Genomic DNA, 14916 nt, shown 5'->3' with positions numbered 1-14916 from the left:
TTTCCTTTCTTTTGATGTTTCACTTAAGTGAGACGAATGTCAGCAACTTCCTTCGAAATCTCATGACTAAATCTTGAGCCTAAAGTCTCAAGATAACTTTCTAAATGTTGAATAATTAGGTAATCATAGTTATTTTCAAAAATATAATTGTTGTTTTCTATTATATTTATCACAAATTACCAGTCAATACAAAGCTATGTCTATTTAATCTCACCAAATTTTCTTAAAATTTCAGAATCATTATTTTCTTTATTGATATCATCACTATAGCAGAAACTGATACTAGTGTCAGTTTCAAAATATCTAAACAAATTTGGTCGCAACAATTTGGTTTTATCTGAATTAAACTCACTTCGTTGTCCCCCGTTTGAATTTCTTTTTACACCATAACAATAAATTTTATTCGGATTCTCTGCGTCACTCTGACTTAGAGAACTTACTAAAGCTGCTTGTTCATTATCCGTTCTTTGTTCAGGAACTTTTTTTGGTACTGAATTACCTAATTGATTTGTGAATTGCTTTAGTATATCACCTAAATTATCACCATACTCAATTCCAAAAAATTCTCTTAAAATTCTAGCTTCTACGAACAATCTTTGACTATTTGCCTCAACTTGTAACTCATGGACTAAATTGTCAGCTTCTATAAAATGTAGCTTCACTGATGCGTACTTTTCAATCCTTTGCTCCCTACCAACAAATCGCTTTACAAGGACGATATACTCTACTCTTTTATAGATAAAGATAAAACTACAGATAGTCCATTGCTTTGCCACCATATCATTTTTTAAGTCTTTGAGATTTTCTAACATGATAAGATTATTCTCCTACCTTTCAATTTAAAATGTAGTCTTTTATCCAAATCTAATTCTATATATGACAGTAATTCTATTTTTTTCTGCCGTCAATAAATGCAACTACTGAAACAACTGCAGCAAGTACTGTTGCCGTTTTCCCTGCATTTTCCTTTACAAATTTAACAGGCTTATTTATAATTTTCCCAATCTTATGTACTTGGTTTCTATCCATTTTTTACTCCCTTTAATAATTCCTGACCTGAAAATTCAATTGTAATAATATCATCATCTGACAATTCAGTTACTCCAATTTTTCCAATAAAATCAATCGGCTCAATACACCATTTTAACCGCCTTTGCTCCTCAATACTTATTTCCTGCAATTCTACCAATTTTGAGACATACTCATGGTTATCGTGTATTAAGGTCTTGATAGGTGCATAAACAGTGTCAATTAATCCATTGTTTCCTGTCACTGTGTATATTTTAGCTAGTAAATCACTTGCCTTTACAATATATGAGAATTGGTCATTTAATTCTGCAAAGCTATCTGAGACGCTCTCATTAAAATTGTTATCCAAAGCTGATTTTAATAACAATATAAAATTATTTTGGGGGATGGATAAATTTTTAGCCACAACTCCTTCAAATTCTTTTATAATAGATGCTCGCCCTTCGTTTAACTGATTAATCGCATTCAATAACAGATGCTCTTTTTGAGGATTTTCATCGCTCATTAATAAAGCTTGCTCTATTGTACTTTCTGCACCCAATATTTTGGACCGCCTATCATCTTTTTGACCTTGTTTAATATCTAAAGAAATCTGTTTTACTTCTGACAGCAATAACTCCAGTTCATCTACTTTTTGAGCTTCAACCAACCGATTTACATTTGTCATGACATTTTGTAAAGCTTCAGGATTGTCTAATACAATTTTTTCCAGTCTAGCCAATGAAACAATATCGTTATTAGTCCCTTTTGATACAAAATTTGGTAATAAAGACTCCATATCAGCCGTTTTTTGAAAATTAATATCTCCACTATTAAATTTGTTTAGCTGTTCTTGAGTAAATTTAACAACATATATTTCTTTAGGATCAATATTCTGTTTCACTTCATTATAGGAGTTAATGATCGTTGTAAAATAATTTCCAACTTTTTCAAACATCTTACTTTTATTTTGAAAAAATCTAATATCAAGTTGATTACTATTTTTCTCTTCCTCAATGAGTTTATCGTTCTTTAAAGCTAACTCTCTCATTTTGCAGCTCCTACCTTATCCCCTCCAAACCTCGTATGTCTCATTACTAAACAAGTTCACACACCCATTTTGTGGTTGTGTTTTTCTTGTTTGTCATACACCTGCAAATAAACAATTGAGATTTCTTATAATTCCCTACCAAGTATCATTACAGTTTCTACAATAAAATGCTTTTCTATCCCTCATTTTATGACAACATGGACATTCCACTAAGTCATCCTCACCTGTTGCATAAAGTGTTCGGTGCGCACACTTTGAGCAGTAGAATGTATCACCTTCATCCCACAATCTATTACTATCAGTATTACCACAGTTTGCACATTTCATAGTACTCTACCTCAATTCATTAATACTCCTAAAAACTCCACTTTTCAACACAATAGGTAAGATTCATAAATTAAAAATCTATCCCTTTCCCAAATTCTTCCACACTATCCGGCACATCACTAAACAAAGTCACATGCCCCATCTTGCGGTTGTGCTTTGCCTCTATTTTACCATACATGTGGAGGTGGGCGCTTGGATTTTCTGTGACATATTTTTCAGCGGCCTCGACATGCTGGCCGAGGACATTGAGCATAACAGCGGGTGCATGCAGTTTGATAGCTGGAAGCGGTGCTCCGAGAACACCTAAGATATGGGTATCAAACTGGGAGAAATCACAGGCTTCGATCGAATAGTGTCCTGAGTTGTGGGGGCGTGGGGCAATCTCATTAACGATAATATCATCAGCTGTCGCAAACATTTCCACACAAAGAGTCCCAGACAAGTTCAGTTGTTCTGCGATTCGCACAGCCATAGCTTTGGCTTTTTCAGCTAGACTTTCTGAAATGCGGGCTGGCACGATGGTCTTAGACAGGATATTGTTGCGGTGGATATTTTCCTGAACTGGAAAAACCTTCACGTCCTTGCCATTTCCTGACACGATGACAGAAATTTCAAGGTCAAAGTTGACAAATTCTTCCAAGACACAGTCTGCTGAATCAGCTAGTGCATAGGCTTCTTCCAAGTCTGCTTCTGAACGAATAACCTTTTGTCCATGCCCATCATAGCCACCGGTCGCCGTCTTGAGGACATAGTTTTTCGACGAGTCAATATCTGCCAAGTCTTGACTTGAAGTCACAACCTTGTAAGGGGCCACAGTGACTTGTGCCTTGCTGGAAAGAAAGTCCTTTTCAAAAATGCGATTTTGCGAAATACGAAGCAGGTCGGTCCCTTGAGGAAGTTGTCCATCCTTGATAACGGCATCCAAACCGTCGGCATCCACATTTTCAAATTCATAAGTGAGAACATCACATCGGTCTGCCAACTGACGAAGGGCGTCCACATCATTATAAGGAGCCACGATGATCTCCGCCACGCGAGAGGCCGGACAATCCGCCGCAGGATCCAGCGCGATAACATTGTGCCCCATGTAGATAGCAGAAATCGCCATCATCTGACCAAGTTGGCCGCCACCGATAATTCCGATTGTTTTAGATGAGCTCATTTGTAGACTCCTCTGCGATTTTTCCTTGTTCTTCAACAAAATTAGCAAGTGCAGTCGCGATGGTTTCGTCTTCTACTGAGAGGAGACGGAGGGCAAAGAGGGCAGCGTTAGTCGCACCCGCTTCACCGATAGCCATGGTTGCGACAGGCACCCCACCTGGCATCTGAACGATAGAATAGAGCGAATCCACACCGCTAAGAGCACGTGATTTGACTGGTACACCAATAACAGGCAGAGTGGTTTTGGCTGCTACCATGCCTGGCAAATGGGCTGCACCCCCAGCACCTGCAATGATAACCTTGATGCCACGGCTACGTGCTTCTTCGGCATATTTGAACATGAGGTCTGGTGTACGGTGTGCGGAAACAACTTTCTTTTCGTAAGCTACACCGAAGTGGTCTAGGACTTCGGCTGTTTTTTGCATGGTGGCCCAGTCGGATTTTGAGCCCATGATAATGGAAATAATTGGTTTAGTCATAATTTTTCCTTTTTTCTTCTTTTTTGATAATGGTCTTAGGTGGTAGGGACGGAAGCAAACCTTAGGCTTCATTCCTAAACTTTGAACCTAGGGTCTCAAAGCTTCCCCCGACCAGAACAGAAATTATTCTGCTCTTTTCACCACGGCGACCATTATCTTACTTTGGCTCGCTTTCGCTCGCCATGACAACTATAATATCTGTTAATCTTTTATGGCCTTGCTTCCGATATCTGTTCGATAAAAGAGGCCTTCTGTGTTTTGGTTGTTGAGTTGGTTGTAGATGATGTTTTGCCCGTCTTTGACGGTGTCTGCTGTTGTGACTAGCATGTAAACACGTCCGCCATTTGAAAGAAGGCCTTGTCCATTTTCAGCGAATTTGGCTCCGGCATAGTAAGTGATGATGTCACCCTCTGTCTTGGCTGGAAGTTTGACACCTTTCTCATAAGCGAGTGGGTAGCCGTTTGATGCTACAACCACACCTAGTGTCACACCCTTGTCCGTCCAAGTGATGGCTGGCTCTTTGCCATCCAAAATGTCAGTAATGTTTTGCGCAAAGTCAGATGTCAAACGAGGCAAGATGATTTGCGTTTCAGGATCTCCAAAGCGAGCATTAAACTCGATGACTTTGGGTCCATCAGCTGTCAAGATAAGCCCTGCGTATAGGACACCAAGATAGGGGCGCCCTTCTTTAATCATCCCTTCGAGGACTGGCTTGACAATAGTCTCCACTGCCGTATCAACTACACTCTGTGGTAAGTGTGGAACTGGCGCATAAGCACCCATCCCACCAGTATTAGGACCCTTGTCGCCATCATATGCACGTTTGTGGTCCTGAGCCGTTGGCATGATGTAGAACTTGTCCCCATTGACAAAGGCAAAGAGAGAGAACTCTTCCCCGTCAAGGAATTCCTCAATGACTACACGCGCACCTGAGTCACCAAATTTATTGTCCAAGAGCATCTCATGAGCGGCTTCGACGGCTTGCTCAACTGTCTCCGCAACGACGACACCTTTCCCAAGGGCCAAACCATCCGCCTTGACGACGATTGGAGCGCCTTTCCCCTCGATGTAGGCCTTGGCTTCCTCGAAATCTGAAAATGTCCCATAGGCTGCTGTCGGAACGTCGTATTTGACCATGATTTCCTTGGCAAAATCCTTGGACCACTCCAGCTCAGCCGCAGCCTTTGTCGGACCAAAGGCTTTGAGACCAGCTGCATTGAAATCATCCACGATACCAGCTGCAAGGGCGTCATCTGGACCGATAAAGGTCCAAGCAATGTCATTTGCTTTTGCGAAGTCAATCAGCTTAAAATGTTCGGAAATAGAGATATTTACCAAATCCAAACCATCTAAGGTCATCCCGTCATTCCCAGGAGCCACGAAAACTTGCTCAACGTCTTTAGACTCCAACAACTTTTTGGCAATCGCATGCTCACGACCACCTGAGCCGACAACTAACAGTTTCATCTTACAACCTCTTTTGCGAATTATTTACTATCATTATACCACAGACGTTCGTTTTAATCTTATTTCACTCCGCGTTTTTACACAAAAAAGGAAAGAAACTGTTTTCTTTCCTTTTGTTTTTTAATGTCTTACTCCGTTATATATTCTTCTTTCAACACTTTAGCAATATTAGGTTCCAATAAATTAACAAAATACTTTTTCAAATTTAAAATATTATCAACCTGTTCTTTATCTAACCTAAATGAACGACCAGTTTGAGGTTCCTTTAATGGACGTAATAGATCTTTGCCAGTTGCCCATACTAATTTTCTTGCCTGTGGTTGAAAAGGGTTTACTCCCGTCCCTGGCATTATTCCCCCGATAAATCCATTTGAATTTGCAGTACTTGAACTTTTGTTTATCAATGTAATAGTAGCAAATCCTAGCGAATCTTCGCCAAATACAACAATAATGAAAGGACGAATATCATACTCTGATTCACTATTAGAATAATAATTAAGTTCTTTTTCAATTCCATATTCATACTTATTATTTTTAAAAATATTTTTATTTAATTTAACCACTGTTAAATCATCATCATTTAGCGCATGCTCTTTACTATTAAATTCTATCGGATTGTCATTTTTTGAAAAAATCATAAATACATCTGGATTTGATCCAAATTTTCCTTCGAACGCTATCGAAGAAAAGGCATAAAAACCATGCTTGTAATCACCTCTAAGTTTCCATGACATTGTACTTTGACCAACTAAAGGAAAATGTATATTTTCAATCCTACTTTTTCTGATATATCTTCTTTTATTGATAACATTTATTAATTCTCTAAAATCCGGACTAATTCCAATGGTTGGTCCTGACAACGATATTCCCATATTTAATTTTATAAATGACATCTTAACTTCTCCATTCTATTAATTTACCTAATTATATAGAGATACCAAGTTCTCGTATAATCCTCATTTTTTAATGTCTAAAATGTCTCATGCCTGTGAAGACCATAGTCAAGCCGTATTTATCCGCAGCTTCGATAGATTCTTGGTCACGGACTGAGCCACCTGGTTGGATGATGGCCTTGATGCCTGCCTTAGCGATTTCTTCCACGTTATCTGCAAATGGGAAGAAGGCGTCTGAAGCAAGAACAGCTCCGTCAAGACGGTCTTTAGCTTGGTCAATGGCAATACGGACAGAAGCCACACGGTTAGTTTGACCAGGGCCAACACCAAGTGTCATATGGTCGTTGGTGATGATGATACCGTTTGATTTGACGTACTTGATGGCTTTCCAAGCAAACTCAAGAGCAGTCGCCTCTGTCTCCGTTGGTTGGCGTTTGGTCACCACTTGCCAGTCAGCTGGACTTTCTTTGACAACGTCTTGGTTTTGAACGAGAAGGCCGCCGACAACTCCTGTGTATTCTGCTTCCACTTCACTAGCGTCTTGAGCGTCAAATGGCAACTCCAGGATGCGCAAGTTTTTCTTTTTATTGGTCAAAATGGCTAGCGCCTCATCCGTATAGTTTGGTGCAATGATGATTTCAAGGAAAACGCCGTGCATCTTCTCAGCTGTCGCAGCATCCACCTCACGGTTGAGAACGACGATCCCACCGAAGATAGAAACTGGATCAGACTCATAAGCATAGTCCCAAGCAGTCTCGATGTCATCAGCCTGACCGATTCCACATGGATTCATGTGTTTGAGAGCCACAACGGTTGGACGTTCTTTGAAATCACGAATGATACGAATGGCCGCATCCGCATCACGGATATTGTTGAATGACAATTCTTTACCGTTAAGCTGTTTAGCTGAAGCAATCGAATAATCCGTTGGTAAGGCTTTTTGATAGAAATCGGCATCCTGTTGAGGGTTTTCGCCGTAACGCATTGGTTGTTTAAGGTCATAGGTCAAAGTGAGTTTTTCAGGTTTTGTTTCTCCCACTTGAGCTGTGAAATACTCTGCAATCAAGGCATCATATGAAGCTGTGTGACGGAAAACCTTAGCTGCCAACCGTTGACGAGTTTCGTAACTTGTTTCGCCCTTAGCTCCCAATTCTTCCAAAACCACAGCATAGTCAGCAGGATCCACCACAACTGTTACGCCGGCGTGATTCTTCGCTGCTGAACGAAGCATTGATGGCCCACCGATATCGATGTTTTCAACCGCGTCAGCGTAGGTCACATCTGGTTTGAGGATGGTTTCCTTGAATGGGTAAAGGTTAACCACAACAAGGTCGATAAGTTCAATATTATTGACCTTAGCCGCCTCTAGGTGACTATCGAGATCACGACGAGCGAGAAGCCCACCGTGGATATTTGGGTGGAGGGTCTTGACACGACCGTCCATCATTTCTGGGAATCCAGTCACATCGTCAATGGCAATGGTATCTACCCCAGCATTGTCAAGGGCAACCTTGGTACCACCCGTTGAGATGATATCCCAACCAAGTTTTTTGAGTTCTTGGGCAAATTCAACGATGCCCGCTTTGTCTGAGACACTAATTAGTGCGCGTTTAGTCATTTTCTCTCTTTTCCTTTTTAAAAAGTTCTTTCTCTGCTACAGTCAAAAATTTTCGTTCCACTCTAGCTCTTCCTTATTTTCGTGCAACTCCCAAATGTTCCAAGACTTCTGGGTAGAGCCTATACTCTGTTTCGTGGATACGAGTTTCGAAAGTATCAAGAGTATCCCCTTCAAAGCGTGGGACACGGACTTGTTTGATGACCTTGCCAGTATCAACACCCGAATCCACCCAGTGAATGGTCACACCAGACTGGTCCACACCTGCATTCCAAGCATCTTCAATGCCATGAGCTCCTGGAAATTCTGGCAGATAAGCTGGGTGAATATTGATGATACGGCCTTCATAAGCTGCTAGCAAGGTTGGACCAACGATTTTCATATAGCCTGCGAGACAAACCAAGTCAATCTGGTGCTCATCCAAGAGTTCGACGATGGCTCCTTCATAGTCTGCCTTATTCTCAAACTCTTTAAGTTCAAAGGCATAAGATAAAACCCCTAGCTTTTCGGCACGTTCTAAGACATAGGCATCCCGGTGATCTGAAAAGACAAATTCTACTGGAAATTGTTCTGCAATCACCTGAAAGTTTGAGCCGTTGCCAGAGGCAAAAACAGCAATCTTTTTAGCCATTATTTAATCACCACACTTGCGCCATCTTTCTTCACAATACGACCGATTTCATAAACTGGTTCGTCGAGAAGTTCTTTGACACGTTCCACATTTTCTGGTTTAACCGCAAGCATGAGACCAATCCCCATGTTGAAGATTTCAAACATTTCTTCATGTTTGATTTGGCCATATTTTTCAAGGGCTTTGAAAATTGGAAGAACTGGAACTTTGCTTTCATCAATTTCAGCAGCCAAGTCATCTGCGAACATACGAGGTACATTTTCGATGAAACCACCACCTGTGATGTGGGCAATTCCATTCACCAATCCTTCTTTGATGAGTGGCAAAGTCGCCTTGACATAGATACGAGTTGGCTCCAAAAGAACCTCCTTGAGTTTCTTGCCTTCCAATTCTGGGAGAACTTCCTCACCTGTATAATCGGCAAAGACACGACGAACGAGCGAGTAACCATTTGAGTGGATTCCGCTTGAAGCAAGTCCAAGAAGGACGTCACCTTCAGCCACTTTTGAACCGTCGATGATTTGAGATTTTTCTGCAACACCGACTGCGAAACCAGCCAAGTCATAGTCGTCTTCGCCATACATACCAGGCATTTCAGCCGTTTCACCACCGATGAGGGCCGCACCTGCTTGTACACAGCCTTCAGCCACACCAGCAACCACTTGTTCTAGTTTAGCTGGTTCATTTTTCCCAGTCGCCACATAGTCTAGGAAGTAGAGGGGCTCTGCACCTGCAGCGATGATATCATTGACACACATAGCCACACAGTCTTGACCGATGGTATCGTGTTTGTCGTACTTGATAGCAAGCATGAGCTTGGTTCCAACACCGTCAGTTCCTGAAATCAAAACTGGCTCTTTAACACCTGTTTTTGAAAGGTCAAACATACCACCGAAACCACCAAGAGCTCCCATAACACCCGCACGCTCTGTACGTGCTACGTGTTTTTTGATGCGCTCAACAACTTCATAACCCGCTTCAACGTCCACACCAGACTGCGCATAAGCATTTTTATTCGTCATTTGTTTATTCCTTTTCCTTTCCTTCAATGGGGAATTTTATTTGTAAAAACTCGTTTTTTCTTCCAGACTTCTACGATATTCTTCTTCATAGTCATAGAGAGGAGTTGGATATTTCCCATCAAAGTAAGCCACACAGAGACCGCCATTTGGCGCATCTGTTTCAATCCCAATAGAGTCAATCAAGCCATCAATAGAAAGATAAGTCAGACTATCCGCACCAATGATTTGGCAAGTTTCCTCAACGGTATGATTAGCCGCAATCAACTCCTGACGTGTCTGGATATCAATTCCGTAGAAACATGGATAGGCAAGAGCAGGACTCCCAATGGCAACGTGAACTTCTGATGCCCCCGCTTCTTTCAAGAGTTGGACAATACGACGTGATGTTGTTCCACGTACAATGGAGTCATCAATCATGACCACACGTTTGCCTTTAACGACACCCGAAACAGCAGACAATTTCATCCGAACTCCTTGCTCGCGCAATTCTTGAGTCGGCTGGATAAAGGTCCGTTGTGTATATTGGTTCTTGATAAGGCCCATTTCATTTGGTAGCCCAGACTCTTCCGCAAATCCCATAGCTGCACTGAGTGAGGAGTTTGGCACACCGACCACAATGTCGGCTTCATGCTTGAACTCTCGTGCCAACTGAGCTCCCATCCTCTTACGAGCTGTATGGACATTAACACCATGGATGTTGGAGTCAGGACGAGCAAAATAGATATATTCCATGGAACAGATAGCCAGTTGAGTATCGTTTGTGTAGCTATCATACTGGATACCATTGTCGTCAATAATGACAATCTCGCCTGGTTTCACATCGCGAATCCACTCCGCACCGATGACTTCAAAGGCACAGGTTTCAGATGAAACAACAACTGCTCCATTAGCCATTTTCCCGATTGATAGAGGTCGGAAGCCGTTTGGGTCAAGGGCTGCAATCAACTTATCTTCAAACATCAAGAGATAAGCGAAACCACCTTTGACAAGACTAAGTGCTTCCTTGATTTTACCCATCAAGTTTGGATTGTGGCTACGACGAATAAGATGAGCCAAAATTTCTGAATCTGAAGTTGAGCTGAAAATCGCTCCTCTTTGTTCCAATTCTTGCTTGAGAGATTCTGCGTTGGTCAGATTCCCATTATGAGCCAGACCAAACTGCATATCATGGAAGCGGAAAAGGAAGGGCTGGATATTGTCTACAGAAGCTTCTCCCGCAGTCGCATAACGCACGTGTCCAATCGCTCCAGTCCCTGTCAATTTATCCAAATTAGCAGGATTTTTGAAGACTTCTGATAAAAGCCCCATATCACGATGGCGCTTCAATTGTCCGTGGTCATTGGAGAGGATTCCTGCCCCCTCCTGACCACGGTGCTGAAGACTGTGGAGACCAAAATAGGTCAACTTAGCAGCATCTGGATGTCCCCAGATACCGAAAACACCACATTCTTCATTAAGAGATTTTACTTCGTATGTCATTTTATATACCTTTTATTTTCCAGTAAAGTATTTAACAGCTGATGCAAAGAGATATTGGTCTTTATTTCCTGGAATATTTTGGAAGAGACCGTCTTCGAAACGTTCTGAGTGTCCCATCTTCCCAATGATTTGACCGTTCTTGCTTGTGATACCTTCAATCGCATTGACAGATCCGTTAGGATTGTATTTAGAATCCATGCTTGGTTTACCTTCGAAGTCAACATATTGGGTAAAGATTTGACCATTATCACGAAGCTCTGCAAATTCTTCAGCTGTCACGACAAACTTACCTTCACCGTGTGATACTGGGATGGCATGGATGTCACCAACTTTCACGCCAGCAAGCCATGGTGAGTTGGTGTTGGCAATCCGTGTTTCAACCATCTTAGCCACGTGTTGGTTGGCATCATTGTAGAAGAGAGTTGGACTAGTACTGTTTGCATCTTCAAAGTTACCGTATGGAAGAAGACCTGATTTGACAAGAGCTTGGAATCCATTACAGATACCGATAATCAAACCACCACCTTCGATGAAGCTGTCAATGGCTGCACGTACTTTTTCATTAAGCAAGATGTTGACGATAAATTTAGCAGATCCATCGGGTTCGTCAGCGGCTGAGAAGCCTCCTGCAAAGAAGATAATGTTAGCTTTTTCGATATTGTCAACCATGGTGTCAACAGACTTGACAATCGCTTCTTCATTAAGTGTTACAAATGGTACCAAGTTGACTTTGGCACCTTCTTTTTCAAAGGCCTTAGCTGAATCGTACTCAGAGTTAGTACCTGGGAATACTGGGATGTAAACCACAGGTTTCTCAACTGTTTCTTTAGCTTTGATCACAGCATCTGATGCCACAGCAGGTACTTCTTCCAACTCAGTTGCTTGTGCAAATTCCGTTGGGTAAACCTCTTCCAATTTACCTTGAAAGGCACTGTCAAGTTTGTGTCCATCAAGCGTTACACCATTGACAGTAAGTGTAAAGTCAGCTACTGTTTGTCCGATCTTGGCAATCCCTGAAATTTCTTCAGGCGATGTGAAGACGAATCCACCCAATTGAGCTGTCAAGGCAGTCTCAAGATTTTCAAGGGTTACAGTGGCACCAATATGGTTACCAAATGTTGCAAGGGCAAGAGCTTCAACCACACCACCATATTTGACAGCTGATGCAGACGTAACTTTATGGGCAGCTTGGATGGCTTCAAACTTAGCAAAGTTAGACTTGATGAGATCGAAGTCAATTTCTTGTGCCAAATCTTGACCAGAAATATAGTAAATATTTTCACCAGCAGCTTTAAATTCTGGAGAAAGAATCTTACGGCTATCTGCAGTTGTTACCCCAAAAGCAACCAAGGTTGGTGGTACTGTCAATTCTTCAAAGGTACCAGACATCGAGTCCTTACCACCGATAGATGGCAAACCAAGTTGAATCTGAGCTTCGATTGATCCAAGAAGAGCAGCTACTGGTTGACCAAAACGCTCTGCTTGTTTATCCATACGCTCGAAATATTCTTGGTAAGAGAAACGAGCCTTAGACCAGTTTGCACCAGCAGCAACCAAACGAGCTGTGGCTTCGATTACTGCATAAGCCGCGCCATGATATGGAGACCATTCTGCTACATAAGGGTTGAATCCTTGCGCCATAACAGAAGCAGTTGTTGTCACGCCATGTTGGACTGGCAATTTCTGTACAGAAGCTTCCGTTGGTGTGATTTGGTAGCGACCACCGAGTGGGTGATTGACTGTTGAACGACCAACTGAGCTATCAAAGATGGTTTGTAACCCTTTTTGACTGGCATGGTTAAGGTCAGCCAAGACTTCAAGAGTATCAGCTTCAAGGGTTTCAGCAGATGTTTGACGTTCTTCTGGCAGCTTGACATCCTTGTCAACCACCTTAGCATCTACGACTACACGCACACCGTTTGTATCAAGGAAACGACGTTCCAAATCAACGATGGTTTCACCATTCCAGTGCATGACAAGATTTGGTTTTTCAGTTACTGTTGCAACGACAACTGCATCAATGTTTTCTTTGTTACATTCAGCTACGAAGGCATCTACGTCTTCTGGACGAACTACCACGGCCATCCGTTCTTGAGATTCAGAGATAGCAATTTCTGTACCATTCAAGCCTTGATATTTAAGAGGCACCTTGTCTAGATCAATTTCAAGACCATCTGCCAATTCACCGATAGCTACACAGACACCACCAGCACCAAAGTCATTTGATTTCTTAATCAGACGTGTCACATCCCCATTCCGGAAAAGACGTTGAATCTTCCGTTCTTCGATGGCATTCCCTTTTTGAACCTCAGCACCAGCTGTTTCAACAGATTCAACAGTTTGAACTTTAGAAGAACCTGTCGCACCACCGACACCGTCACGTCCAGTCTTACCACCGAGCAAGATAATCACATCACCTGCTTCAGGTTTTTCACGGACAACATTTTCCTTAGGAGCCGCACCGACAACTGCACCTAGCTCCATACGTTTAGCAACGAAACCTGGGTGGAAGTATTCACGAACATAAGTTGTTGCAAGACCAATTTGGTTACCGTATGAAGAATAGCCGTGAGCCGCTGTTTTAGAAATCACTTGTTGTGGCAATTTACCAGCACGTGTTTCTGAAATCGGGGCTGTAATATCACCAGCACCTGAGATACGCATGGCTTGGTAAACATATGAACGACCTGACAATGGGTCACGAATGGCACCACCGATACAAGTAGCCGCTCCACCAAATGGTTCGATCTCCGTTGGGTGGTTATGAGTTTCGTTTTTGAACATGAGAAGCCATGGTTCTTTGACACCATTGACATCCACTTCAATTTCAACTGAGCAAGCATTGATTTCATCAGACACTTCCATGTCATCCAAACGACCATTAGCACGCTCATAACGACCAAAAATAGTCGCCATATCCATCAAGGTCTGAGGTTTTTCTGTACGTCCCAACTCATCACGCATGGCAATATACTTGTCATAAGTCGCTTGCAATTGTTTTTCAAATTTAGAAGCTGAGAAGTCGATGTGTTTCAACTCAGTCTCAAAAGTTGTGTGACGGCAGTGGTCAGACCAGTAAGTATCCAACACCTTCAACTCAGTCTCAGTTGGAACACGTCCAATAGAATTGAAGTAATCTTGAATGAAGAGAAGATCATCCACTTCCATGGCCAATCCTTGCTCTGCCTTATACTGTGCAAAATCTTCTGCCGTATAAGTTTCAAAGAAATCCAAACTTGGAATGGTCTTGTCAGACTCAGAAAAATCCTGTTTCGCAATACCAACAGTGATGTCTTTGAAACGAGAATCCACTGGGTTCAAGAGGTAGTTTTTGACAGCTTCCAACTCATTCACATCAATATCCTTGTTGACCAAGTACAGTTGTGCTGTATTCACTGTTACATCATTTGAACTACCAAGCAACAGCAAAGCTTCTTGTGAAGATGCCGCACGTTGGTCAAATTGACCAGGCAAGCTTTCGATAGCAAAGAAAGCATAGTTAGTTAGGTCTGCTTGCACAGTCGCTTCATCTAAAACAGTATCAGTCACTTGCTCAGAGAAGATATGTTTTTCCGCACGCGCAAACAAGTCCTCTGCCAAACCAAAAACATCGTAAACCTGAACGATACGAAGATCCTTCAAGGTTTTCAACTGAAGATTATGCTGTAATTCTTTTACTAAAGAGTCAGATTTCACACGAAAATCAGCTTTTTTCTCAACGAAAATACGTTTATCCATTTTAGTTCCTTTATTTCTATTCAAATAAGTTATTGAAGACGAAGG

Annotated in this window: 12 protein-coding genes; all 12 read right to left on the bottom strand. The window is 41.9% G+C overall.

All coding sequences use genetic code 11. The features are described from left to right. Positions 1 to 200 precede the first annotated feature (200 nt). On the bottom strand, positions 201 to 812 hold the full coding sequence (locus QM382_RS05990) for a DUF6037 family protein (protein ID WP_045610825.1): 612 nt from the start codon (positions 810 to 812) through the stop codon (positions 201 to 203). A gap of 76 nt (positions 813 to 888) precedes the next feature. Next, positions 889 to 1029, bottom strand: a complete 141-nt coding sequence (locus QM382_RS05985; RefSeq protein ID WP_186822567.1) for a hypothetical protein — start codon at positions 1027 to 1029, stop codon at positions 889 to 891. Further along, positions 1022 to 2059 (bottom strand): hypothetical protein, encoded by a 1038-nt coding sequence (locus QM382_RS05980; protein ID WP_075232290.1) that lies wholly within the window; start codon positions 2057 to 2059, stop codon positions 1022 to 1024. Before QM382_RS05980 ends, QM382_RS05985 begins: the two co-directional genes overlap by 8 nt. 397 nt (positions 2060 to 2456) lie before the next feature. Then, positions 2457 to 3548, bottom strand: coding sequence for a 5-(carboxyamino)imidazole ribonucleotide synthase (gene purK, locus QM382_RS05975; protein ID WP_075232289.1), 1092 nt, complete (start codon positions 3546 to 3548; stop codon positions 2457 to 2459). Beyond that, on the bottom strand, positions 3535 to 4026 hold the full coding sequence (gene purE / locus QM382_RS05970; RefSeq protein WP_075232288.1) for a 5-(carboxyamino)imidazole ribonucleotide mutase: 492 nt from the start codon (positions 4024 to 4026) through the stop codon (positions 3535 to 3537). Before purE ends, purK begins: the two co-directional genes overlap by 14 nt. Positions 4027 to 4227: 201 nt before the next feature. Further along, complete coding sequence (gene purD, locus QM382_RS05965) at positions 4228 to 5493, bottom strand: phosphoribosylamine--glycine ligase (protein WP_414272764.1); 1266 nt, start codon at positions 5491 to 5493, stop codon at positions 4228 to 4230. Between the two features lie 128 nt (positions 5494 to 5621). After that, positions 5622 to 6386: a hypothetical protein gene (locus QM382_RS05960; RefSeq protein WP_414264230.1), complete on the bottom strand. Its 765-nt coding sequence runs from the start codon at positions 6384 to 6386 to the stop codon at positions 5622 to 5624. Between the two features lie 70 nt (positions 6387 to 6456). Then, positions 6457 to 8004 (bottom strand): bifunctional phosphoribosylaminoimidazolecarboxamide formyltransferase/IMP cyclohydrolase, encoded by a 1548-nt coding sequence (gene purH, locus QM382_RS05955; protein ID WP_414272763.1) that lies wholly within the window; start codon positions 8002 to 8004, stop codon positions 6457 to 6459. A 73-nt stretch (positions 8005 to 8077) separates the two neighbouring features. Continuing rightward, positions 8078 to 8632 (bottom strand): phosphoribosylglycinamide formyltransferase, encoded by a 555-nt coding sequence (gene purN / locus QM382_RS05950; protein WP_414272762.1) that lies wholly within the window; start codon positions 8630 to 8632, stop codon positions 8078 to 8080. Continuing rightward, on the bottom strand, positions 8632 to 9654 hold the full coding sequence (gene purM, locus QM382_RS05945) for a phosphoribosylformylglycinamidine cyclo-ligase (protein WP_414272761.1): 1023 nt from the start codon (positions 9652 to 9654) through the stop codon (positions 8632 to 8634). Before purM ends, purN begins: the two co-directional genes overlap by 1 nt. A gap of 36 nt (positions 9655 to 9690) precedes the next feature. Continuing rightward, a complete protein-coding gene (gene purF, locus QM382_RS05940; RefSeq protein WP_045613307.1) occupies positions 9691 to 11133 on the bottom strand; it encodes an amidophosphoribosyltransferase in 1443 nt (480 codons plus the stop codon). A gap of 12 nt (positions 11134 to 11145) precedes the next feature. After that, the gene (locus tag QM382_RS05935) at positions 11146 to 14871 is read right to left on the bottom strand and encodes a phosphoribosylformylglycinamidine synthase (protein ID WP_414272760.1); all 3726 of its coding nucleotides are present in this window, start codon (positions 14869 to 14871) and stop codon (positions 11146 to 11148) included. Positions 14872 to 14916 lie beyond the last annotated feature (45 nt).

This window comes from Streptococcus infantis (assembly GCF_047465185.1).
GTDB classification, from domain to species: domain Bacteria; phylum Bacillota; class Bacilli; order Lactobacillales; family Streptococcaceae; genus Streptococcus; species Streptococcus infantis_O.
The sequence above is the reverse complement of the archived record's forward strand: the minus strand, read 5'-3'. Positions and strand labels throughout refer to the sequence as shown.

Excerpts from the sequence above, each read along its gene's own strand:
- QM382_RS05990 (WP_045610825.1), bottom strand. The coding sequence starts at position 812 with ATGTTAGAAAATCTCAAAGACTTAAAAAATGATATGGTGGCAAAGCAA.
- QM382_RS05985 (WP_186822567.1), bottom strand. The coding sequence starts at position 1,029 with ATGGATAGAAACCAAGTACATAAGATTGGGAAAATTATAAATAAGCCT.
- QM382_RS05980 (WP_075232290.1), bottom strand. The coding sequence starts at position 2,059 with ATGAGAGAGTTAGCTTTAAAGAACGATAAACTCATTGAGGAAGAGAAA.
- purK (WP_075232289.1), bottom strand. The coding sequence starts at position 3,548 with ATGAGCTCATCTAAAACAATCGGAATTATCGGTGGCGGCCAACTTGGT.
- purE (WP_075232288.1), bottom strand. The coding sequence starts at position 4,026 with ATGACTAAACCAATTATTTCCATTATCATGGGCTCAAAATCCGACTGG.
- purD (WP_414272764.1), bottom strand. The coding sequence starts at position 5,493 with ATGAAACTGTTAGTTGTCGGCTCAGGTGGTCGTGAGCATGCGATTGCC.
- QM382_RS05960 (WP_414264230.1), bottom strand. The coding sequence starts at position 6,386 with ATGTCATTTATAAAATTAAATATGGGAATATCGTTGTCAGGACCAACC.
- purH (WP_414272763.1), bottom strand. The coding sequence starts at position 8,004 with ATGACTAAACGCGCACTAATTAGTGTCTCAGACAAAGCGGGCATCGTT.
- purN (WP_414272762.1), bottom strand. The coding sequence starts at position 8,632 with ATGGCTAAAAAGATTGCTGTTTTTGCCTCTGGCAACGGCTCAAACTTT.
- purM (WP_414272761.1), bottom strand. The coding sequence starts at position 9,654 with ATGACGAATAAAAATGCTTATGCGCAGTCTGGTGTGGACGTTGAAGCG.
- purF (WP_045613307.1), bottom strand. The coding sequence starts at position 11,133 with ATGACATACGAAGTAAAATCTCTTAATGAAGAATGTGGTGTTTTCGGT.
- QM382_RS05935 (WP_414272760.1), bottom strand. The coding sequence starts at position 14,871 with ATGGATAAACGTATTTTCGTTGAGAAAAAAGCTGATTTTCGTGTGAAA.